General features: G+C 60.8%; 18 protein-coding genes. 8 read left to right on the top strand and 10 right to left on the bottom strand.

The window, feature by feature from the left end; genetic code table 11:
* Positions 1 to 42: 42 nt before the first annotated feature.
* Together OJB03_RS12675 and OJB03_RS12670 are read right to left on the bottom strand one after the other, a co-directional pair.
* Positions 43 to 840, bottom strand: coding sequence for a hypothetical protein (locus OJB03_RS12675; RefSeq protein ID WP_263788010.1), 798 nt, complete (start codon positions 838 to 840; stop codon positions 43 to 45).
* Between the two features lie 781 nt (positions 841 to 1621).
* Positions 1622 to 1990 (bottom strand): DUF4112 domain-containing protein, encoded by a 369-nt coding sequence (locus tag OJB03_RS12670; RefSeq protein ID WP_263788008.1) that lies wholly within the window; start codon positions 1988 to 1990, stop codon positions 1622 to 1624.
* A 624-nt stretch (positions 1991 to 2614) separates the two neighbouring features.
* Between OJB03_RS12670 and OJB03_RS12665 the strand changes: the two genes are divergently transcribed.
* Entirely contained in the window at positions 2615 to 3061 is a 447-nt protein-coding gene (locus OJB03_RS12665; RefSeq protein ID WP_263788006.1) for a PH domain-containing protein, read from the top strand.
* A gap of 822 nt (positions 3062 to 3883) precedes the next feature.
* Here the strand turns inward: OJB03_RS12665 and OJB03_RS12660 are convergent.
* On the bottom strand, positions 3884 to 4627 hold the full coding sequence (locus tag OJB03_RS12660; protein WP_263788003.1) for an SDR family oxidoreductase: 744 nt from the start codon (positions 4625 to 4627) through the stop codon (positions 3884 to 3886).
* A gap of 789 nt (positions 4628 to 5416) precedes the next feature.
* Here OJB03_RS12660 and OJB03_RS12655 point away from each other — a divergent pair.
* Entirely contained in the window at positions 5417 to 6166 is a 750-nt protein-coding gene (locus tag OJB03_RS12655; protein ID WP_263788001.1) for a 3'-5' exonuclease, read from the top strand.
* Between the two features lie 434 nt (positions 6167 to 6600).
* On the opposite strand, the gene OJB03_RS12650 is transcribed toward OJB03_RS12655, so the two are convergent.
* Both OJB03_RS12650 and OJB03_RS12645 read right to left on the bottom strand, forming a co-directional pair.
* On the bottom strand, positions 6601 to 7575 hold the full coding sequence (locus OJB03_RS12650; RefSeq protein WP_263787999.1) for an outer membrane protein assembly factor BamB family protein: 975 nt from the start codon (positions 7573 to 7575) through the stop codon (positions 6601 to 6603).
* Between the two features lie 331 nt (positions 7576 to 7906).
* Positions 7907 to 8137, bottom strand: coding sequence for a hypothetical protein (locus OJB03_RS12645; protein WP_263787997.1), 231 nt, complete (start codon positions 8135 to 8137; stop codon positions 7907 to 7909).
* A gap of 318 nt (positions 8138 to 8455) precedes the next feature.
* Here OJB03_RS12645 and OJB03_RS15785 point away from each other — a divergent pair, with 318 nt between their 5' ends.
* The 6 genes from OJB03_RS15785 to OJB03_RS12620 all read left to right on the top strand — a co-directional run bounded on the left by OJB03_RS15785 (position 8456) and on the right by OJB03_RS12620 (position 16610).
* A complete protein-coding gene (locus tag OJB03_RS15785; RefSeq protein WP_423816380.1) occupies positions 8456 to 8806 on the top strand; it encodes a potassium channel family protein in 351 nt (116 codons plus the stop codon).
* A 428-nt stretch (positions 8807 to 9234) separates the two neighbouring features.
* Entirely contained in the window at positions 9235 to 10158 is a 924-nt protein-coding gene (locus tag OJB03_RS12640) for a hypothetical protein (protein ID WP_263787996.1), read from the top strand.
* 776 nt (positions 10159 to 10934) lie between these two features.
* Positions 10935 to 12038 (top strand): collagen-like protein, encoded by a 1104-nt coding sequence (locus OJB03_RS12635; protein WP_263787993.1) that lies wholly within the window; start codon positions 10935 to 10937, stop codon positions 12036 to 12038.
* Positions 12039 to 12866: 828 nt separating this feature from the next.
* Complete coding sequence (locus OJB03_RS12630; RefSeq protein WP_263787991.1) at positions 12867 to 13373, top strand: YciE/YciF ferroxidase family protein; 507 nt, start codon at positions 12867 to 12869, stop codon at positions 13371 to 13373.
* An 893-nt stretch (positions 13374 to 14266) separates the two neighbouring features.
* The gene (locus OJB03_RS12625) at positions 14267 to 14755 is read left to right on the top strand and encodes a hypothetical protein (RefSeq protein ID WP_263787989.1); all 489 of its coding nucleotides are present in this window, start codon (positions 14267 to 14269) and stop codon (positions 14753 to 14755) included.
* Positions 14756 to 15959: 1204 nt separating this feature from the next.
* Positions 15960 to 16610: a hypothetical protein gene (locus OJB03_RS12620; RefSeq protein ID WP_263787987.1), complete on the top strand. Its 651-nt coding sequence runs from the start codon at positions 15960 to 15962 to the stop codon at positions 16608 to 16610.
* A gap of 405 nt (positions 16611 to 17015) precedes the next feature.
* Here OJB03_RS12620 and OJB03_RS12615 read toward each other — a convergent pair whose 3' ends face one another.
* The 5 genes from OJB03_RS12615 to OJB03_RS12595 all read right to left on the bottom strand — a co-directional run bounded on the left by OJB03_RS12615 (position 17016) and on the right by OJB03_RS12595 (position 22308).
* A complete protein-coding gene (locus OJB03_RS12615) occupies positions 17016 to 17771 on the bottom strand; it encodes a LytR/AlgR family response regulator transcription factor (protein ID WP_263787985.1) in 756 nt (251 codons plus the stop codon).
* 123 nt (positions 17772 to 17894) lie between these two features.
* Positions 17895 to 18692: a LytR/AlgR family response regulator transcription factor gene (locus OJB03_RS12610; RefSeq protein ID WP_263787983.1), complete on the bottom strand. Its 798-nt coding sequence runs from the start codon at positions 18690 to 18692 to the stop codon at positions 17895 to 17897.
* 51 nt (positions 18693 to 18743) lie between these two features.
* Positions 18744 to 19859 (bottom strand): sensor histidine kinase, encoded by a 1116-nt coding sequence (locus OJB03_RS12605; protein WP_263787981.1) that lies wholly within the window; start codon positions 19857 to 19859, stop codon positions 18744 to 18746.
* Positions 19860 to 20014: 155 nt separating this feature from the next.
* Positions 20015 to 21523: a nitrilase-related carbon-nitrogen hydrolase gene (locus OJB03_RS12600; protein ID WP_263787979.1), complete on the bottom strand. Its 1509-nt coding sequence runs from the start codon at positions 21521 to 21523 to the stop codon at positions 20015 to 20017.
* Positions 21524 to 21801: 278 nt separating this feature from the next.
* Positions 21802 to 22308 carry a TlpA family protein disulfide reductase gene (locus OJB03_RS12595; protein WP_263787977.1) on the bottom strand — a complete coding sequence of 169 codons (507 nt, stop codon included), beginning with the start codon at positions 22306 to 22308 and terminating at the stop codon, positions 21802 to 21804.
* Positions 22309 to 22650 lie beyond the last annotated feature (342 nt).

The raw sequence follows: 22650 nt of genomic DNA, 5'->3' as shown, positions 1-22650 counted from the left end.
GGGGCCAATTGAGATGACGCCGCGTTCGTCGACGCCAGAGGCCTACCGCAGATCAAGGTCTCGCAGAAGGTCTACGAGCAGCTCCGTTTGTCCATCTGGGTATTCCACGACCACTTGCTCCTTGTCTCCCTCATACCGGAGGGTTGCGACCTGATTGTCGTCCTCACCGAGCACCTTCACGTCCACGCTGTTGTTGATGCCTTCGGCATCGACGCCGTCAGAAGAGTCGTCTCTCAGGGCAGCGACCAGCGCGCTGAGGTCGGCCGTGTACTGGACCCTGAGGCCCTGGCCCACCCGTGTCTCCCCATCCACGCTTCCGAAGAGGTTTTCACCACCCCCGCTGCCCGGCCCATCACCGAGAGCGATGGTTGCATCCGTGGAGACTACTTTCTGACTGCCGTTCTCGAGCCCGTCCCTAAACTCATACGTAATCCCGTCGGAGAAGTCGGCAGATAGGGTAGAACTGTAAGTAAGGTTGCTTACTGCTTCGTCCGACGTGGAGAAAGCTCCGATATACGACTCAAGTGACTCTGGTATGTCCACGAGGGATGAGAAACCTACACTCAACCGGCTTGAGAATATTTCTTCGCCGTTCTCCTTGAGAGAGCTATTCACCTGGGTCGGCACTTCGGCCGTTATCTCGCCAATTGAAACCGACTCCGTCTTGTATTCGCTCAGCGTAAAGGTTGCGTTGTTTCCAGTCGCTTCTTGCGCAGTAGGAAATCGAAGGATGAGACTGTCGGCCGGTCGTTCCTGAGTCCATGTCCCGCTGCTGTTACTCCAGACGTAAACTCCCGTGCTAGATTCGTAGTTGAAGCCCCCACCGGTCGTGTCGAGCACGGCTCCGAGACCTGACGTCAAACCCCCTGAGAAAGGTGTAGCGGATCCACTGGTCCCAGAGTTCATCGTTGCCTCTACCACTTTACCCAGTGGGGTCTTGCCAAAGTCCTCTGCCGCCTGCTGCAGGACTCCTGCTGACTCAATAATACGACTCCGTGCCGTCTCCTTCGTCATCGTGCCGGGGCCGCCTCCCTGATCACACCCGGAGAGACCGATTCCAATTAGCAGAAATGCAAAAAGGAGAGCTGCGACGTGCAAACAGTATCGCATTTGAGTCCTCGGTTTTGTTGACTAACACTCACTCGCATAAATAGTATCGAGGTGCTGAGGTGCCAGATCATCGGAAAGTCCCCCCCTTCAGAAAAACACTAGAGAGTTATTTTTGGATGCTGGGGGAGGTGCAAAAGTCGAGGCGCAGCATCCCCGACGGAAGACCTCCAGCCTTCGATGCGATCTGGACGCGGGTCGTTTGCAGCCGGAAAGGATACACCTGAGGAAGTGTGCCGGACCCGAGAGATCTCCCGAGGACGAGCTAGCCTCAGGGACAGGTCGGGCAGGTTAAGAAATCTCCCTCCGAACCGCCCCCACCGGGTAGGTTTTGCGTTAAGAAGCCACAGTGACGGGAGACCCCCAATGTCAAAGCGCATGGAACGTCGCCCTGGTACTTCCCCAGAAACCAACTTGGCAGGGAGACCTGGCGCTTTGTTGGAGACGAGAACTTCAGTCACAAGAAGAACAGCCCCGGAAGACAAAATGCGGCAAGAGAGCCAGGGGGGCTAGATTAAGCGCCGAGGTGATTCTTCAGCATCTGCACGTTCATCTTGTTCGCCTTGACCGCAGCGTCGATGAGATCTCCCATGACGGGAATAGTGCCCGAAAGGGCGTCCAGAACGACGATCAGTACCATCTTGAAGATGAGCGTGGGCGGGGCGCCGACACGGTATGCCTCATAGGGCACGTAGCAGGAAATGATGGCGGTGATGATGTCACCCCAGACCGGCACGAGCCCGATGACCGGATCAAGCCCAATTCGGGCGTTGAGGCCAGGGATTGGGATGCAGTCATCACTCCAGTACGCAAACCGGTCGAGGCGTTCTATGAGGTCGGCTGTCCCCGAGGCACCAAAGTCCGAGGAGGCATCTGCGGTCATGAGCACATTGAGCCTGATTGACAGTGGGCATTGAAAAGCTGCGTTTCTCTCAACGGCCCTCACGGCTGTGTGAGCTTTCTTGTTCAGGCGGTCCGACCCGCACGTGCAGGCCGAACAAGGAGACTGTGCTCTCGAGCACGTCGCACAGAAGCTGCCAGATAGTATCAGCCGGTGCCGACAGGAGAGGTCGCTGCGCGGCTTCATGTCCCTGCATGTACATGTGAGGGACTGGAGGCTTCTTGAGTGGAACTGCCCATTCTGCCAGACCGACCGGCGTGAGTGCCTTCTAAGTAGAAGAGGCATGCCCCCACGACTCGCTCTTGGGAAATAGCACTCTCGGCTCACCGGCCGTAGAAATGGAACTGTCTCTCCGAGGCCTAGCGGAACCGCACCGCCTTGACTCCGAGCAAAGACGCACTCCGTCTCTCCGGTGGCCGCGTCAAGGATCCAGGGCCAGCCAGTCAGCCTTCAAGGAGGGGGTGAGGGAAAGAACCGAGGCACATAGCACTAAACCGGCCCTGAGTCTCTGAAGCCGAGCCTCGGAAAGAAGGATCGCAAAAACCCTGCGGTCGCACGTGAGGCGTCTCTATCTAGTCGGAGTCAATTGAGAAATGAAAGCAAGCCATGCCCGAAGATGTCATTTTCCGAGCAGAGCCGAGGTTGTGGAAGGCACATCCATTCAGCGTGACGCTGTTCGGACTGCTGTCGGCAACGGTCGCCCCGTTCGTGTTGGGCGGAGCGCTCGTTGAAACCGGGTGGGCCGCAGCGCTGATGGCGGGACTCTGCGGCCCGTTCCCCCTTCTTTGGATGTGGCTTCGAGCACGAAGCAGAGAGCTCGTCATCACCCGGTCCCGAGTCCGAAAGCGCTCTGGGATCGTTAGCAACCTCACGACCGAGCTTGCCCACCGTAACATCAGGAATGTACAGATCGACCAGGGCCCGATCCACCGGTTGATGGGCTGTGGGACGCTCCGGCTGTCCAGTGCAGGCCAGTCTGGCATCGAGCTCACGATGCGCGACCTGGAAGACCCCGAGGGCATGCGGGACCTGATTTACCGCCAGTACGAGTAGTGCTTCTGTGCGGTTGTGTGATGGGCCAGGCTGCGCTAGCCGAAGGTCGACGGCTGCCGCAAATGCCGGGCAGTTTCACGATTGCCCTCCCGAGAGACGCTCAGTGTGACAAACGGGACAGGTTCGCTGCCGACGACCCGCACTCATCGCTTCGATCATCCCACTTTCTTCTCTCAGCCTGCAGTAATCGCAGTGCTGCAGGGAGAAATTATCGGGCGCCTCCTCCAGCGGGGCGTCCCCGAACTGCCGAGAGTTTCCTTCGAGGTGGGCCTCCGACAGCACAAACGGTCGTCCACAGCTTCCACACTGGGTCACGAGGTTGGTTGTCCCGCACTCGGGGCATGTTTGTTTTTTGATCTCCATGTCACGTCTATTCTGCGATGCGTACTACTAGACGCGGTCTGACGAGAAGACTACATGTGGCAACTGGGTCACAAGTGGGGCTGTTCTGATTGCTTCCTACGGCCCGATGTCGTCACCACGAACTGAACGACGAGCGATTTGAGTATGGTTAGAGATGTCTCGACCGAACTCGCCGTATCTTTTCGGAGATGGGGTGGTGTGCAGTTGCATCACGATTCCGGGCGACTTGGCTTTCGGTAAACAGAGTAGCAATTCCTATCGGACGAATCCGCCTGCAAGACTGGTCCATCTGCAAGCCCAGAGGTGAAGAAGACACGACGCATGGCATCTCACCATGCACACAGCACGCTGGTATCCCTGATGCATCACGGCCTTCCAGCACTTCTGGGCCACAGCCCACCGACCTTCACTGAAATGAGCTGGGCAGCAGAGGGAGGGTAGCCAACCAAGGTGGACCGACTACCACGGAAGTTCGTCCCCATCGTGGTTGAGAAAACGGCCGGTGTCGTCGAGCGACAGGTTTCTGGTAACCTCCATCATCCCCTCGACCGATTCCTCAGGGGAGAGCCGCGCTTCAGACCCGCCCATGTCGGTCTGGACCCAGCCCGGATGCAGTGCCACGGCAACAACCCCGTCGTCTCGCAGAGCAGCGGCCTGCAGGCGAACACACATGTTGAGCGCGGCCTTGCTAGCGCGGTAGCTGTGCCAGGTGTCGCTCTGCGCGTTGGCGATGGAGCCGAGCTGGGAGGTAATGTTCACCACCGCCGCGTGTCCATCTGTGGCGCCTTGCTCCGCGGTGCCGGCCCGGAGCAGGTCGGCAAATGCCTTCGTCATCAGGTGCGGCCCCGCGGCGTTCACCTGAAAGACATCCGTCATCGTTTTTTGATCGATGCCTTCGAACCGGTCCTGCTTCCCGCCTCCGTTGATGCCGGCGTTGTTGACGAGAAGATCCAGGGCGTCGACCTGGCCGTTCACCTGCTCGGCCGTGGCCTGAATTGCGTCGGGCTCGGCAACGTCGAGGGGAAGAATGTCTACTGTATCCGGGTGAGAGTCGGCGATCTCTTGCAGCTGATCGGCCTCGTCGGGCCGGCGGCACGTGGCAAAGAGACGGCCGGCGGGGCCGGCCAACTGCCGGGTCCACTCGAGCCCGATGCCTCGATTTGCACCGGTGATCAGCACACGAGAGTTCTGGAGAAAAGACATACGTGGGGGATGCGTGCGAAGAAGGGTGTCGCAGAAGGTACGTAGAGTAGGGTGCGAACCGAGGATGGTTCTCGCTTCCTGAATCTTTCGATCATGGGTGGTTTGATGGATGCACAAGAACAATACGGGGAAGGACGGACCAACCCTTTCCGGCGACGACTCCGCGGTGCGTCTCAGGTCGAGGCCGGCGAACAGGTTGATGAGCGACTAGTCAGCGCGGGGTGGGTGAAGAGCACGGCCTGGGGACGATCGATAGGAGGGGGCATCCATCATCGCCGTCCGACAGGACGGATGTCTTTCTGCTTCAGGGGCTCGTACCGACGCTATGGTGGAAGAGGAGAACCGCTCTGGTTCATTCCGCCAAGGCTGCGCGCAAACGACTTCCACCAAGGAGCCTTCCATCAGGAGGAGATTCGCTGCGGGGAGGGCGCACTTGTCGGATGACAAACCGGACGCGCTGGCACGAAGGAAAGTCCAGCAGCGCGCTGTATTTCTGTCACCGACCCCCATCAGTTATGAAGCCCAAATCTGAGACCGCTTGAAGCGACGAGCCGCCAAGCCTGAACATGAATCACATATCGTCCTGGGGCCCTGTGGAGTGGAAGACTTAGCGGTGGGAGACAGGCCTGCGGCAGCACCGGGCGCCCACTCCACCCTGCGTGAGGGAAGGTTGAGACCTCTTCGTAGCTTTGCAGCCGAAACCTGCCGTGGCTGAAATCTGTCGGCTGGGCGCCCCTGAATGACACAAGCCCAAAAGCACGCTCAAACGAAACACGCACCGCGACACCCATGCTTTCGACTGATCGCCCGCTGGCCGTCCTGGACCTGGAGGCGACCAGTGCCGATCCCGCCTCCGCCCGCATCATCCAGGTCGCTGTTCTCCGGCTCGTCGAGAGCAGTGGGTCCCTCTCCCTGGGCGGCTCCTTCGAGACACTGGTCAACCCCGGTGTGCCCATTCCGGCAGAGGTAAGCGACCTGACCGGCATCACCAACCAGATGGTCGAAACCGCCCCGCCGTTCGAAGAGCTCGGGGAGGACCTCCAGCCGCTTATACAGGACGCGCACCTGGCAGGGTACAACTCCTTGCAGTACGACTTGCCGCTGCTCAAGGCCGAATTCAGAAGGCATGGCCTCGGCCCGCTCCCGGGCCCGGACGACCGAGTCCACCTTGACGTAATGCGCCTGGAGGAGACCTTCCGCGGGAAGAGCCTTGGGGACGTCTTCCAGAAGTACTTTGGGGACCGGCCGGAGGAGGCCCACACCGCGATGGCCGACGTCCGGTCGACCTGCAAGGTGCTGAAGGGACAGCTCCAGACCTACGAGCCGGAGCGAGACGTGCGCGCCCTGGCCCAGCGGGCGACCGGGAGCGACGTAGACAGGCAAGGGCGCCTCAAGCGCTCGGGTGGGGAGATTGTCCTGGCGTTCGGCAAACACGAGGGCACCCCGCTGGAGCGTCTCCAGGAAGAGGAGCCCGGGTACTTCGAATGGATGTATGAGGAGATGGAGGCACTGCGGCCCCACCTTGACCCGTTCCGATGAGGCGTACTCGCTCCGCTGAGAGGGGCTCACCGCGCCGACTTGCTTTGCCGAAGCGACCTGTTTCACAGAAGCGCCCTGCCTAACCAGCCCGCACCAGCCAGGGCTACTGGGAGGTCCTTCTGGCGACGTGCCCCGGAGAGGCGCCCAGCAGGTGGAAGAGTCGGACCCGTACCGGTCAGTTTTCCCGCCTGGCAATCTCCCTACTGACGAGGAGCCCCCGATCATTCACGCAGTCCTTGATCGTGACAACCCCTGGGCTTTCGTTTCCGACCTGGGGTGCCCTCCAATCGAGAATGAGCCAAAAGGGTCTGAAGCAGGAGTAGGGCCGTTCAAAAACCATATGGGCTCTGCCAAACGCAGGCCCGTCTGCACCGAAGGGCTTGGAGTCGGACCAGGACGACTCACACGGGCACAGCTTCATGGGGGCCGTTGTCCTATGCGTTCAGAGCATAGACGCAGCCGTCGTAGCTCCCGACGTAAACGGTCCCGTTGGCCACCGCCGGAGAGGAACGCACGTAGGCACCAGTGTCGAAGGCCCACTGCTCCCGTCCGGTCTTTGCGTCTAAGGCGTAAACATGCCCGTCGTAGCTTCCGACGTAGACGATCCCACCATCGACTTCTGGGGAGGATTCCACGGCATCGTCGGTGTCGAAGGCCCACTGCTCCTGTCCGGCCTCTGCGCTCAAAGCGTAAACGTGCTCGTCGTAGCTCCCGACGTAAACGGTCCCGTTGGCCACCGCGGGGGAGGAGAACACACCATTGCCGGTGCTGAAGGCCCACTGCTCTCGTCCAGTCCTTGCATCGATGGCGTGGATGTGGCCGTCGTTACTTCCGACGTAGACGGTCCCGCCGGCCACCGCAGGGGAGGAGAATATACCACTGCCGGCGTTGAAGGCCCACTGCTTCCGTCCGGTCTCTGCACCTAAGGCATAAACGTGGCCGTCGTTGCTTCCGGCATAAACGGTTTCACCGGCTACGGCCGGGGAGGAGTTTACGGCCCCGCCGGTACTGAAAGCCCACTGTTGTTGCCCGCTTTCTGCGCTCAGGGCATAGACGGATCCATCGTAGCTTCCGACGTAGACGGTCTCGCCGACGATGGTTGGAGACGACTCCACGTCCGCACCGGTTTCGAAGACCCACTGCTCCCGACCGGTTTCTGCGGTTCGGGCGTAGAGGCAACCGTCGTTGCTTCCGGCGTAAACGGTCCCGTTGGCTACCGCTGGGGAAGACTCCACGGCCCCGCCGGCGTCGAAAGCCCACCGTTCTTGCCCGCTTTCCGCGCTTAGGGCATGGAGGCGGCCATCACTTTCGAGGGATCCACTTCCGACGTAGACGGTCCCGCCGGTCACTGCTGGGGACGATTTCACTGCGTCGCCGGTGTTGAAGGCCCACTGCTTTCGATCGTCCATTCGCATCGGCTCACTGGGGGAGATGAGTATGAGAGGTCAGACTGGAGAGCCCTGCACGCGCAGAGATAGCAGCTGTTTTCTTTCCCGTAGGACGGGTGCTGCACGACAGTCTAGGAGTCAGGGATGCACCGTTCCTCAGGAGATGTTGTCCCTTGAAGATGTCATTGCTCTCATCGCTGAGGCACGTGCAGAGTAGACCGATACGGTCGGCGGGTTCTGCGTTCTGGATCGTCTCCGTGTGATTCGGGCCCGGGCCATTGAGGGCGGGGGAACGATTGGGACTCCACGCGGCCTCGCCCTGAGGCTCCCTAAGTCGAAGCCTTTGAGGGGGTCAGAGTCTCAGGGTCCTGGGCTCCGGGCCGGTGAAGTGGCCATCCGCGGCGGCGTAGCCCTGCAGCCACGCTTCTAGAAGGCCAGGCTTCCCGGCCATCTCCGCCGCAGTTTCCATCTTGGGGGTGCCGGGGCCCTGCTCCTTGCGGTACTGCCAGCCGCGGCGCCAAGCCTGCCGTCGGTCGGGGCTGTCTTCACCGATCGGACACCGGGTCTTCCAGGTTTCAGCCATGTTTGCGAAAAGATCTATTCGAGAAGGGTTCGTTCAGAAAGAAATTTTAGCAACGGTTCTTCCTGATGCTATGCTGTAGATGCCCGCACATATTTCAACGTTATCCAACTGCTTTCCAGATACGGCTACTCGCATGATCTTATCCGGAAGAAACGGCTATTTTGGGGAAAAGTGGTTAACGGTTGTATTACGGTTTTGGGTGAAAGAGGCCAGCCACCAGAGGTGAGTTATTTATCAAAGAGGACCAGCTACCGGAGACAGGCCGACTGTAAGGGAATATTCTCTCCCAGAAGTATTTACTGGACCGTCGTTACCCTGATGACCGTCGGCTATGGTGACATCTCGCCGCAGACGGTGCTTGGCCAAATGGTCGGCTCACTGATCGTGATCACGGGATGTGGCGTCGTCACCGTACCCACTGGCATCGTGACAGCAGAGATCGCGCGAGCCCAGGAGCCATCTGTAGCCGAACCGCCCGCGCCGCTGTTCGGCGTGCGACGCCCCGGGGGCACGATGCCGAAGCAGCCTTCTGCAAGCACTGTGGTACGGCGCTGTCGACTTCATAACCGGTATTCTCGTCCACCTGTACTCCATACTGTTCGACGGCGCCCGGACGCTCCCGGAGGTTGTGTTTCCTCCGAGGCCTCCAGCGACATTACTACTGGATGACCCCGTCCGAGCGTCTGAAGAAGCAGAGCAGTCGGGTTGAGGCTGAGTTCCGAGGCCGGGAAGGCGGTGTGGGTCGTCTAGAACGAGCGGGGGCTGACCCGACCGGCCGAGACAGGCGGTGCAGGCAGCACAGCCGGATGAGAGCACTCCTCGGCCACTCTCCTCCTGGTTAACACGCCAGATCCGGCAAGACCGGAAGGGAACTACCCGGCTTTCATGGCTCCCGCGAATGGTGTGCCTTCGCATGTGCAATGATCCTCGAGATCTGCCGCATGGCTCCGCAAAATTTACGTTCCAGAAATCTACTTTCTAGGTACGTCCGGCACAGGCGGCCGTCTTTCTTCAACTCATCCCAACAATTAGGGGCCTAGCTCTGTGCTACCGGTGCACCACAACCAGCATAGCCCCTCTATCCTAACCGAGCCACCATGCCACGTCCTCACCCCCGCGCTCTTTTTCGGGCCATAGCCCTTTTCGCTACCATATTTCTCGCTGCCACGCTGACGCTCGTCGGGTGCGACGTGATCGGGGAGAACTCTGGCTCAAACGTACTCCGGGTTGGCTTCACGTCCCTGGCAGAAAATGACGCCGCGGGAGAAGCCAACGCCTCCGCGTCTGCTACGGCGAAGGCGGACGAACCGTTGACAATCGAGGGATCGAACGGGACGCTTGCTCTCGACGACATCCGCCTCGTGGTCTCCGGCATCGAACTTGAGGACGAGGAGGAGGGCGGCGGCGAGGAAAATGATGGTGACGAGGACGACGACGGGGAAGATGAGGACGGGGAAGATGATGATGAGGAAGAAGACGACGAAGAGGAGGAGTATGAGGCGGGGCCCTCGGCTCTCGACCTGCCGCTCGGAACGGGAGAGGTAGCGATTGCCGGTGATGACGACATCGAGGCGGAAACCTACTCGACGTTCGAGTTTGAGGTGGAGGACTTCGGCTCCGACGATGACGATGAGGAAGATGAGCAACGCCAGCTCCGCAGGGTCCTCGATACACTGCGGAAGGCCTACCCCGAGTGGCCGCCCGGCGCAAGCATGGTCGCGACTGGCACCTTCACTCCAGGGGATAGCTCGACGGGCGGCAGCTCGACGCGCTTCAAGGTGTTCTTCAACGCTGAGATTGAGGTGGAACGGGCCTTAAGTCCCCCGCTTAGGGTTACCGCCGACGGTCCGGCGCGCTCCTTGACCGTGGAGCTCGATCCGGCCCGTTGGTTTGAAAACGATGACGAGACGGTGGACAACCTCGCGAACAGCGACTGGAACGACACTGGAAAGCTCGTCGAACTTGAGTTCGAGAACGGCGTCGCGGAGATCGAAACCGGAGACGATGGGGAAGAAGATTGACAAACGAGGAGCGACAGGAGACCCTCAGGGGCTGTCGGAACCACCTCCTCTTCTGAAGACAACACTTCTCCCGTAGGGCATCTCTTCCGCCAGAGTCATTTCTTTTTCCCGGTGCCGACGGGCCACCCAGGTCCCTTTCTCCGGCTGTAGCTGAATCCGAGGTACAGTCGGAGTTTCGGATAGTGTCGGGGTTTGAGGAGCCTGGAGGTCTCCGGGACGGCAGCCTGCCACGCAGCCTATCATGTGCCGGGTGACCAGTAGACCTTGTCCTCCAAACACTATCTCAAGGCGGGGGAGAGGGGACTAGTAGATTTTTTGCCGTTGGGTTTGCTCAAGAATCCGCCGGTTGAGCCTTCGCCGCAGGGCACTGACATCCCCGAGCGCCGTCCCTGTCCAGGCTGGCTCATTTCCTGTGTCTGGCGCGCCCTGCTCCCCAGACGGCCGTAGCCTTTTCCAATCGAAAGGACTGTTCTTGCCAGCGGGACTCTTTTCGCCAGGACGATGCTTTTTGCCTGAGAGATAGGCAGGGCAAGTTGCCTGCCGGTGGCCCGGTACCCGGCCGAGTCGCCGTGGGCAGCCTTCAGGAAAGGAAATGCGCGTGAGTCATCTTCCCACGAGGCGTACAAGGGCCGTGAATGGTCCGGCCTGTGGAGAGGCGGTAGCCCATATTTTACTCGATTCCCGAGCTTTCGGGATGTGGTACGGTAATTGTGGGAATCTCGTCAACTGCCAATTCCGGCGGTGTCGTCGCCTCCCACAACTGCGCTTCCGAACTCATGCATGTCTTTACACCGACTCGTTCTGCGACTTTCCGTCGAACACTGCTTCTTCTGCTCGGGGCCGTGGTGAGCCTCGGTCTCCTCGCCTGCGAAGGCCCGGCCGGGCCCGAAGGCCTGGAGGGGCCCCAGGGAGAACAGGGGCCGCAGGGACCGGACGGGACCGACCCCAGCATCATCAATCTCGATCTGACCGACCACGTCAACGAGACCACGTTCGACCGCGGAACCAATACGCTCACACAAGAGGGCGACACCCTCAAGATCCAGTGGGGAGCCACCTTGGACACGACGATCACGTCGGTCACCATCGCCGATTCGCAGTACGCCGAGGTCTACGTCCGCGTGCCGGGCGCCGGGTTTCAAGACGCCCCGATCCGCTTCGAATTTGACGGCACCCGGAGCGTGAGTAACGTGGTTCGGGAGGCGGACCCGTTCGCTCAGGTCGAGTACGATCTCCTCGAGCAGATGCCATCCCCGTCCCGCGATAGCTTCTTCACGGCGGACGCGGTTGGCGGGGCGGACCGTCGCTACTACACGGCGATAACGGACCAGTCTGATTTCCACGAGGCCGTCGTCGAACCGGGCGAGTTTACCGCTATGATCCGCGCCTACGGGACAACGGACGGCTCCGTCTACGAGAGCGGAATCGCCGAGAACTTTTCGTCCATCCTAGTGCCGTTCGACAGTGATCTGAGCGACGCGAGTGTCAACAACTATCCCAACGCGAACACGAGTGGAGAGGTCAACTACGAAGGATCCACCACTGACCTGAGTGCGATCCGCAATTCGGTCGGGGCGGACCTTCGGCTGGAAGACTACGAGCTCCAAGCCACTAAACAAACGCCCGGGTTCATCCGAGTCCACGAATGGGAAGCCAACCCTCGGTCCGGACAGGTCGAGGTGCGGGCGGCGTGGAGCCGGGATAGCATTAATGTCGCTGGAGTGATGACCGGTGTTAACTACGGCCGCGACCGGACGATCTACACGCAGAAGATCCCGGTGGAGATGCGCATCGCCATCGTGGGCGGTGATCTTGCCGCCAAGATGCGTGCGGGCGAGTCCGTTCCCTTTTCCGAGATTCAAGATGCGGCGCGCCGCTGAGAGAGCACGCGATGGAGCCTGACTGCCGAAACGGCGGATCGGGAACAAGATCCACCTCGATGCACCTGATTTAGCTTTCGGTCCGGTTCAGGCCGGAGCGAAAGAACGGCAGCATGCGCGTGGTACGGTCGCGCTGGCCGGGCAGCGGGTGTGCAGTGCACCGAAACCAGGGATGTGTCGCTTGCGGCACAAACGCCGTTTTTGATGGAAGGGGCCGAGACGCCCACACAATCCCGACTTGGGAAGTGGAGGTCTGGGCCGTCGACGAGAGGAAAAATCAGCCCCGGAGGGCGGACACCCGTTGACGTGCTCCTTCTCCCCCGAGGTTTTCTCTGATAGGGAATGGAGAGAGGTGCTGGCCAGCTTTCTGAAGGGGGAGGTAACCCAGTTCATGGTGGTCACCACGAGCCTGTGAGCTATCTACCGGAGGCAGACGGCCTGGCGAAAATACATCTAGCGAGGAAATGTCTGGCAAAAATACTGCACCCGCGCCTGCCTCAAAGCACCGGCTGGCTGGCGACCGGATCGGCCATCGGGCTTCCGGCGCTCGCGGGAGCACTGAGCCGGGTGCTGATCGCCAGCGCATCTGGATTCTTATTTCTGATCTAGGACTATCTCGAAGACCAACCCGTCTGGACTCAGTCTTTCCAGAGCTGTCCTTCTGCTTCGGGAAATTCCGCTTCAGTAGAAAAACCGCCCAAAGGAAATCTCCAACATGAGAAACAGGGTTCAACAGTCTCATAACAGATACACTGGATCTTCGGTATCACCTACATGTTGCGTACGTCGGTATACTTCGATACATCCTACTGTAGTCAAGTAATACTTATGACCGTTACGTCATTCGAAGATCAGCTCATCAACCAGCTCCGTGATCTCTATAACGCTGAGACACAGGTGCAGTCAGCATATGAGCAGTGGGGCGGGCAGGCTGTATCGGAGGAGCTATCGCAGTTTCTGCGAGAGAGACACCAGCATGCTGGAGACCACATCGAATTGCTCGAGAACCTGTGTGAATCTCTCGGTGTCGACCCCACCGGCGAAAAGTGCCACGGCATGGAGGGGCTGATTACGGAAGGAGACACCTTCATGGAAGAAAGCGGGGAGAGTCCGGCGCGCGACGCAGGCATCCTCGCCAACGTCCGTCGAGTTGAGCATTACTTTTTGGCAGGATACGATCACGCTCGTATCTGCGCCGAGCAGCTTGACGAAGAAGATGTGGTGGAGCAGCTGCAGCACCTTCTGGACGACGCGGAAGAAACCGACGGGCGTGCTGTCGAGCACACTGAGCTACTCGCGGATCCCCAGGCCCAGGAAGCCGGATCGGCCGCATAGAACGAGGGGGAATGGACCTGTCGTCTTCGCAGGACACTGCAAAAAGCTTCCTTGCTCGAGAAACAGGCCAATCTGCCAAGCTTGTGATCGAAAACGGAGATTGACCGCGCAGCATGGCCGAAGATCATCGGACTCAAGTGTGGTGTGGCCTGCACGTTCTGGACATGACTGGGTGCGCATGAGTCTCTCTGTGTATGTGCGCCTCTGCGCGCCCCCGACACATTCTGTCGACGCTGCATTTCACCGACGGACGTTGGCCGTGAGAAAAGAGTTTCCCTGACGCCCGCCGCGGCGCCCTGCAGTAGAAGCCCTGACGTGGGAGCATCGTGGCAGGAATTCCGTCACAAGGGATTCCGCCACGGGGTGCTCACCACGAAAGACGCACAGCACAGAGCATCAGTCTCAACGACACTGCGTTTCTCCGAGACAGCTACTTCCCTGAAACGGTCAGCTCTTCAGGGTCGGCTACGCTTCTAGGGATTCGGCGAGAGCCTGAGAACGCCGGATGCCGCGGCCGTAGAGAGAAGGCAGGGGACACAGCGTGACGATGAGTCCCGACACGTCACCGCGTGCTTCCCTACGACCAGCAGGTCGGAGTCTCAGAAGGCAGCGCCCCGTACAGATTCGGGGCGGCACAGCAGCCCGAGAGACGATTTGCGATGAAGTGCTCAAGTCCTGTCGTGCCCTGATCCATTTCCCTTGACGACGAACTTCCCCGTTGCGAGGCTTCCGCAGGTCAAACCTGGTGTAACTCAGGGCTACAAGAAAACCCAAAAGCCGACTGAGACTAATGCTGAAGAAGAAGCAAACCCGCTTCGGGTTGGTGGCATTGGATTATCTGGGCGGACTGGAGCCACCGTTGGTAGCTTTCAATCAAAGCCTACGCTTGACGAATGGAGTCTCTCACGATTGAAGTCTCGGCTCTGGAGCCGAACATAGAGCTAGAGGTAGATTCCGCCCGTCCCCGCAAGGCTACCATCTACGTCGAGGGAGAGGAAGTCGACACAGCAACCCTGGGCAGTTCCTTCTGGAAAGAAGGACGGCTCCGGCTCGGTGAAGCGGTGCGGAGGGGTATCATCAAGAAGTACGGGGGACTGCCACCGAGGGAAGTTGAACTGCGCGACGACCAGGTCCAGCGGTACCGAGACTTCAAGACAAGGTCAGAGGCGAGCCGTGCGCATGACTACGGTGCCCGGTGCGCAAACGAGGTCTATGGCGACGAGACGATACGGGATCGGATTCTGAAGGGAGGCGACTTGAAGCTTCTGACCCGCCACAAAGAGCCGTTTATCGAGGGCGTCTCCGAGACGTTGGGAGCAGAGAAAGAGGCCATTCGCCCTCAGGTAGAGGAGGCAGTTGATATGCTTCAGCAGTCTTCATGAGCTCCTAGGTCTAGAAGCGGCCGAAGCTCCTGCAAGGGCGCGATTAGATTCTGCCCTCCATCCGGCTACTGGAAACCGGCTGGAAGCCAGACACTGGAAGCCAGACAACGGTCAGGCCCCCCTACGTAGACCCCACCTGTGTTGGGCCACTTGGTGGCTTACTTTCAGAGAACTGCTTCCCGTGCCACTGTGCCGGATGGCCACTATGCCAGATGGTGGCCTGGATGTCTGCGCAAACTGCCGACACTTCCAGTACGGCTGGCGCTTCAGCCGAGAGGACATAAGCGACTGGCATTATGGCCTTCGCAGGCTCAATTGACAGGAGACCCGCACTGGAGTGACCTGTGACAACTTTGGGGAGGAGACTGCGGCGCCGAGCGGGCCGGCGTGCGATCGTCGGCTATGCCCGAGATGGGGCCGTCTCGTATGTCCGCTTTCCTTACCCCGATCGCAGTCGCCCAAGGTCCTGCGGGCGTACTCGTGGCGGGGACGGTCACGATCAACTACTCGGTGAGCGCGCCTCTGATGGCAGTTCTGACTACAGCTGCCCTGATCGTTTTTCTGATGATGCGCACGCATCTGGGGGCGATTTCCGGGAGGCTTAGTCACTGATCATGACCTACGTCTTGTTCGCCGCCGAGATGGAGGAAGAACGTTCGAAGCTGTTAATCCCGTCCCGAGTCCTCCGCTGAGCACATCGCCTTGTTCTTAGTGCCTGCTTGCCACGTGGCCTTTCTGCAAGGCCCTGGAATCCCGAACTCCTATTCTGCAGTGCGACTGTGCAGGACTTTACCGAACGCAGAAGCCCCATCCGCTGCTTACTGCTTAGTACTCGAAGTCTACGGTACCACGGGCTACGTCCATCAGAATGGACTTTGTGTCGCAGCTGAGAGAGCACCCGGCTCGTAGATTGGCGTAGATTCAGGCCCGTCGTAAAACCACGTGGGATCACGTTTCCGGGTCGTGATGCCGAAAATTGAACCTCGATCATCGCGAGTACGAATAGACTGTTTTCGCTTGACGATCCACCTTCGCCCAACGGGCCATTTCCCTTTGTGAAATTGCGTTGTGTCTCCGCGAACCGGGACTGAGCCTGTAACAAGCGGCCGGCAGCGAGCCGTCACGTGGGCGAATGTTCTGCACAGAAAACCCCTCTACCTATCGGATGACGCGCGCTTCTTCTTTCCCCTCCTTTTGGTCTCAGTTGCTTCCTTCTCTTTTTCTGTCGGTCGTCGTCGCTTCGACATTCGGGGCGGCTCCCTCTCTCGCCCAGGAACGCGGAGATCCCCAAGACGAAACGCTCTTCGGAGGCGTCCAGTCCAGCGGCGGCTACGGCGCCCCGACGGTCGCCCTGACGACCCTGAACGGCGAAACGGCCGCCATGGTGGGCGGGCAGGGCGGCTGGGTGCTCAACCGTCGCTTCGCAGTTGGGGGCGCCCTGCGCGGCATCGCGCCACGCCCGGACGTCGATTTGCAGAACCGCTCTTCAGGCGACCCCGAGTCGGCACAGGTTCAGCTGGGGTACGCGGGGCTGCTCTTGGAATACATCGGTGCTCCCTCCAATCTGTTGCACTACGGCGCTGAACTCGTCGTCGGCGGAGGAAACGTGGAGCTCGTTGATGGCGGAGGCTTTACCGCTGGCGCATCGGTGTCGGACGACAGCTTCGAGCGGTCGGCCGTGTTTGCCACGGAGCTGGGAGCGCGCGCCGAGCTCAACGTGACCAGCTTCTTTCGAATCGGGCTGAGTGGAGGATACCGGCTCGTCTCGGGGGCTAACCTGGACAAGGCAGACGTATCGAATGGCGATCTCAGCGCCCCCTACGGCCAGATCTCGCTCCGCTTTGGAAGCTTCTAGCTCTAAAATCGGCCCGACTGAAAAATGAAACAGGCTCAAGGAATGGGGGGGCCTGCCGTGCCGATGTCTCTCCTGCTCTCCAACGCGGGCCTCAATCAGAAGGTAGAAGATCCCTATAAATACAGGAGCCAGAAGAACCGGGCTGTGTTTCCAGGCACTCCGACGAGCGCGAGTTTTGGTAGAGAGCCTGACATCCCGCCACCGCCAACATGCTCAATCCGATTGGCCTATCCGGGGTCTGCACCACCGGAGCATTCCCCACGACCCATAACATCACATGGCACAGGGACGTGGTACATCACAAGTGATGGTCGAAGAGAGGGAAGGGGGCAAGAGCATACCTTTCATCGATTCCCGGGTTGCCAGTTCTTCCACCTCTCAATCTTCCAGCATCTGACCGTCTCCCTACCCCCCCAGCACGTTCTTAACCCCCGATGTCCGCCGCCGTGCCACCTTTACCTCCGTCCCGTCCTCTAGGTGAAGAAGGCCCGTTCCCGCTGGTTCGGGAACGAACTCGTACACCGCATCCAGATTGACCATGGTGGAGCGGTGCGTGCGCACGAAGCGGTCCGACGGAAGCCGCTCCTCAAGTTCTTTAAGGGCAAAGTCGGTCCGGTAACGGCCCTCAGTCGTGTGCGCGAACACGAACCCGTCGTCGGCTTCGATCCAGCGCACCTCGCCGAGGGGTACCACGCGGAGACGGCGACCGACGTGAACCGTAAGCCGCTTCAGCGCTTGATCCTGCCGAGAGTCCCGGAGGTCGTCGAGATTCTCCCGGTCCTCGGTGCTCTCGTCTTCTAATGCCTGCTGTACGCGATCGAGAGTTTTGTTAAGGCGGTCGAGCCGCACCGGCTTGGTCACATAGTCAAGCGCATGCACCTCGAACGCCTGCAAAGCGTATTCGTCGTAGGCGGTCACGAATACAATGTGGGGCCGGTCGGAGCCCTCTGCTGGAAGCAAGTCCACTACGTCGAAGCCGTCGAGAACCGGCATCTGCACGTCCAGAAAGACTACGTCCGGCTCGCGGTCATGGATCAGCGAGACGGCCTCCTTGCCCCCCTCGGCTTCAGCCACAACGTCGGCGTTGTGGTCGGCTTCCTTGAGCAGGGACTGGAGACGCTCGCGGGCCAGTGGCTCATCGTCGACGAGTAGGCAGCGCATCGGTGTAATTGGCAGAAGCGGGTTCGGAAAGGGCGAGACGAACGAGGAGACCCGTGCTGTCGCTCATCGTGTCTCGGTCGATGCAGACGGGTGGAGCTTACTTTGGGGCCGATGTGAGTCAGGTCACATTCCAGGCCCCACGTCGCCGAACAAAGTGATCAGGAGGAGCACCGCCACGACCAGATTCCCGGCGAGGCTGGCCTGTTCTCCACGAGTCCACTGGTCAGGGCCGGGGCGCCCATGGCGGTAGGCGACCATAAGCACTGAGGGCAAGAGAAGGAGGAGCCCAAACAAAACTATGCGCCCAAGGTCGGGCGGGACCGGATACTGCTCAGCCAGCCACTGCGTAAGTTCAAAGAGGGTCCACGTCACGCCTAGGTAGCCCCCAAGGACCTGCGGGATCCGCCTGTAGAGGAGGTCTCCCAGCGCACTGCGGCCAGGCTCTGGGCTGGATCGTACGGAATTGTCTTCCGACGGCCTGGGCTCGGTGGAGCGTCGGGGCTCACGGGCCGGGCTCCGGGCCGCGATAGCTTCTCTGCCGTCGCTCTGCGGAGAAGACTCTTGGACCCGATGGAGCGTTTGGTTCAGTCGTTCGAGCCGCACCGGCTTCGTCAGATAGTCGAGCGCCTGCACTTTGAAGGCCTCCGTGGCATGCTCGTTGTGAGCAGTGACGAACACGATGTGAGGACGATCTGGCCCCTCTCCGGGCAGGAGGTCCACCACGTCAAAGCCATCGAGTACAGGCATCTGCACGTCCAAAAATACAGCATCGAGCCTGTGCTCGTGAATCAGAGAGGCCGCTTCTTCTCCGCCGTCGGCCTCCGCTACGATTTGGGCCTCTACGTCGGCCTTACCGAGCAGGGCACGGAGGCGCTCACGGGCCAACGGCTCGTCATCGACGAGGAGGCAACGCACGGGCATCGCTCTCAGGGTTCGCTTGGGGGAGGTAGGAGGCGGCGGGGACGAACTTGTCTACTCCGCTCCGGTCATCTCGACTGCAGGCTTGTCAACCGCGGGCTCGGGGCGTACTTCCGTCGCTTCCCGGACGGGAAGTTGGAGTTCCACCCCCTGTGGAAGCAGCCTCATCTGCATTGTCTCTCCGAAGAACAGTTCCAGTCGCTCCTGAACGTTCGCGAGGCCCGATCCTTCCCCCAGCACCTCGTCGAGGTGGGTCGTACCGAAGCCTGGGCCTGTGTCGAGAATCCGGAGTAGGAGCGTCCCATCGGCCCACTCGGCGGTTACCGAGACCGTGCAGTCGCCCTGCGTTTCGCCGACGCCGTGCTTTACGGCGTTCTCGACGAGGGGCTGGAGGATCATGCTGGGAATGGGCACAGGCCGGAGCTGCTCCGGCACGTCAATCTCCACGGTCAGGCGGTCGCGGTGCCGGGCCTTCTCGACGCTCAGGTAGCGACGGGCGGCCTCCAACTCATCCCCGAGCGTCACCGCGGCGTTTTCTTTCGATGCCTGCAGGGCATACCGGAAAAGATCGGAGAGGTCCTCGACGACCGTCTCGGCCTCGCCGGGGCGGGTACGGACCAGGGCCGCAATCGAGTTGAAGGCGTTGAACAGAAAGTGCGGGTTGATTTGCGCGCGGAGTGCGGACAGGCGCGCCTCGTACCGGGCCGCCTCTGCCTCCCGGAGCTGCTGGTAGAACGCGCTCATGTACACGAACGCGCTCCAGATGAGCGTGGCCCCGAAGGCCACGGTTGCCGAGGTGAACAGCACCTCCCACGCGAGGTTAAAGCCAGGGTGAAATGCTCTACAGAAGCCTGTTGCAATCCCGAACGCCACGACTGTCGTGACCGATAGGACGCCCACGTGAAGCGCCACGGCCCGCCGCGACTGGAGCGGCACGGCGGTCCTCAAAACGTTTACGGCCGCCTTCACGCTGGTAAACATGATCGTGGCATGGATGACCGTGTAGTACACGTTCCAGAGAAATCGAGGCCACTGGTCCAGAAAGCGGTCCAGGCCCGTGAAGACGTGAAAGAGGAACGTGCCGACGAGGACACTTACCCCAAGGATCAATCCCGCCTGACGGATGAGCCTTCTCGGGCCCGGAAATGCGTTGCGGATCGAAGTGGGCATGAGCATGAACCTCAGTTGTAGCAGCGGTCGGTCGAAAGCAGGCAAGGGGTAGCTCGGCCCAGACAAAATTTCTCCTGAAGTGCCCGGTGTGGTGTTCTGGGGAGCCGTTCCCGTCTGCAGGACCGAGAGCGAGCGCCGCCGATGATGTGTAGAGGTCAAGAGAACGCTGAGTACGCAGCCGCTTCCCGGAGGGGAAGCCTCAGGCGAAAGCATGCACTCCCGGTCAACACGAGGAGCCCCAGCCCGCAGCCCCATGCGAAAAAGTCTCCGAGAGCGGTGTAGATGGTCGACTTCCCCCTTCTGGGAAGGTGGGCCATCTGAAGGTGCTCCGGAGACGTGAAGTGATTGACTCGGGCATGAGTTCGGCCTAGTGGGCCAGTCGCGAGGGTGAGACCATTGGAGGTGGGACGAAGAAGCGAGGTCCCATTCTCAATAGCACGGATGCGTGCCATGTGTGCGTGCCGCTCGGCGATAGCCGCCCAGTCGTTGGATGGAGCGACGAGGAGATCTACGTCCTGCCGACCGGCCTGCCGGATGAGGGCAGGAAAATCGAGGTCGTAGCACACGACGCTCGACCATGTCCCTGCTGGCGCCGAAACGTCCGGAAGTGTGCCTGTTCCTGCGCGTCCCGGTTCGCCGGGGACCAGGCGGGTCTTGAGTCCCTCTGTGCGCACTGTCCCGCCGGGGCCGATCCAGACAACCTTATTCTCCAGTTGATCGTCTGTGTCTGGGCGGGGAAACGCGTTGACGCCCATCGCGAGGTACACCTCCTGCTTGCGCGCGAGGCGACGCGCCCGATCCAGAAAGGCCGCTGTGTCCTCGTGGGGGACCGGAACGGCGGCTTCGGGCCACGAGACAAGGGTGGCGCCCGCCCGAGCGGCCCGTCGGGCGCGCTGCAAGTAGTCCCGCTGAACGGCACGCGCCGAGTCGCGAACGGCCTCGCGGCTCTCCGCCTGCCGACGGACGTCCCAGAAGGAGGATGCGTCGTGAGTCCCTGTAATCGTGGCGAGGGGAATGGCATCGGACGAGGCATCCTGCGCCAGGCGGGCGCCCCCAAACACGAACATGGCGGCCAAGAGGCCGGCCCACAGGCCAGCCGTCCACTGGATCTCTGGTGACATGAGTCCCTCCTCCCAGACCGCGTTGGCGACGCTAGCCGTCCAGTGAAGGAGAAAGGTCACGCCCCAGATGCCCGTGACGGATGTCACCTGCAGAAGGGCCAAATTCTTCTGGGTGTACGCTGCGCTACTCCACGTCCCAAAAGGCCCGAACGAGGCCGCGAACTCGACCGTCACGGCAGCTGCGGGAAAGACGAGCGTCGCCGCGGGGCCGGAGAGACGCGCAGCCAACAGGCGGTCGATCAAGTAGGGAAGGACGGCCACAAGCCCGAGCGCCGCGCCGACGACGTAAGGCAGGGGGAATTGGAGAAATCGACCCGTGGCCCCGTGCCACGCCGCGCAGGAGACGACGACAAGGAGAAGCGCGGCAATCATGCATCCGCGCCAGGTAGACTGATCGCGCACGAAGCGAAGCAGAAACACAGGGGCAAGCCAGGCCGCGGCGGGCAAGGACCACAGACCCATCGCTACAAACATGAGCGGCACGGCGAGGAGAAGCCAGAGAAAGGACCGAGACTTGCGGCTTCGATCGAGGGAGGAAAGCATTGGGCGAGGTGTAGAGGGAATGCCGTGAAGTTTGCTTGCCGGAAGGTACAGGGCACGGGCGCGGTGGTGAAGCCAGCCCTAACAAACGGACCAAGCGCCGAATGAGCGGTTGATTTTGCTCGGTGGACGGGTGTGCGTTCAGCGGGAGAGGCAGGTGGCGAGAGCCCTGAGGGGCAGGGCAAGTCCAGAGCATATATTCTCGCCCGTCTCTGTGGCAGCGCCACACATGCCCAGTTGCTGATCGCTCCCGCCCTACGGCACTAGCGCCCCGGTGGAGACTAGTCTGTGCTGGAAGCGTCTTCAACTGGAGACGCTCCGAGGCGACCGAGGAAACGATAGACCCGGTCGGTGCTCCAGTCTGCCGCTCCGACGTGGCAGTACACGACCTCGCGATCCGCCTTGACTACGTGGGTGCGAGGAATTGTTTTTCCTTCCAGCGCCGCTGGCATCTCGTCGGTCACGTACATCGGAACCGACACGCCTCTCTTCTCGGCAAACCGGCGAACGGTCTCCACATCTTCCTCCGACACGAGTACGACACTCGTCTCCTCTCGAGACCGTCCGTGGAGGGACTGGAGGCTTCCGATCTCTTCGACGCAAGGGGGACACCAAGTGGCCCATTTATTCACCACGACCGGCCCGTCCTGGAGCTTCTCAAAGCGGATACTTTCGCCGCTGGCCTCGCTGGAGGCCGTCTCCGACACGGGCCGGAGCGTCCACCCGCCGGGAACCTCTCCGTAGTCGTTTAGCGCCGTCCGTCCGTCGAAGGGGCCCCGCTCAGGCACGTCAGGAGCCCTGGCCGGGATGCACCCCGACAAGACCTGGCCAGATAGGATGGTGGCAAGAAGCAACGCAGGCAGCAAAAGGGCCTTCCTTGGCCCCCCTCGTGTGACTTCCCTCTGCGAGACTTCCTTTTGCAGGACTTCTCCTTCAGTCCCGTTTTTTCCCATTCCGCGTCCTTCCGTCGTAGCCATGTCCTCTTTGGTTGCGTTGTCGGAAGCCGTTGATTTTGTAGTCTTGCGGGGTGTGCATGTGACGTGGCACAGACAAATGGCCCGCGGTCGGAGTGGGATGCGGGAAACCAAGACCGTCTTTGCAGCTCAGGAGGCCTCCCGCCGGGATTCTCA

The sequence above is a fragment of the Salinibacter grassmerensis genome (assembly GCF_947077765.1).
GTDB lineage: Bacteria > Bacteroidota > Rhodothermia > Rhodothermales > Salinibacteraceae > Salinibacter > Salinibacter grassmerensis.
The sequence above is the reverse complement of the archived record's forward strand: the minus strand, read 5'-3'. Positions and strand labels throughout refer to the sequence as shown.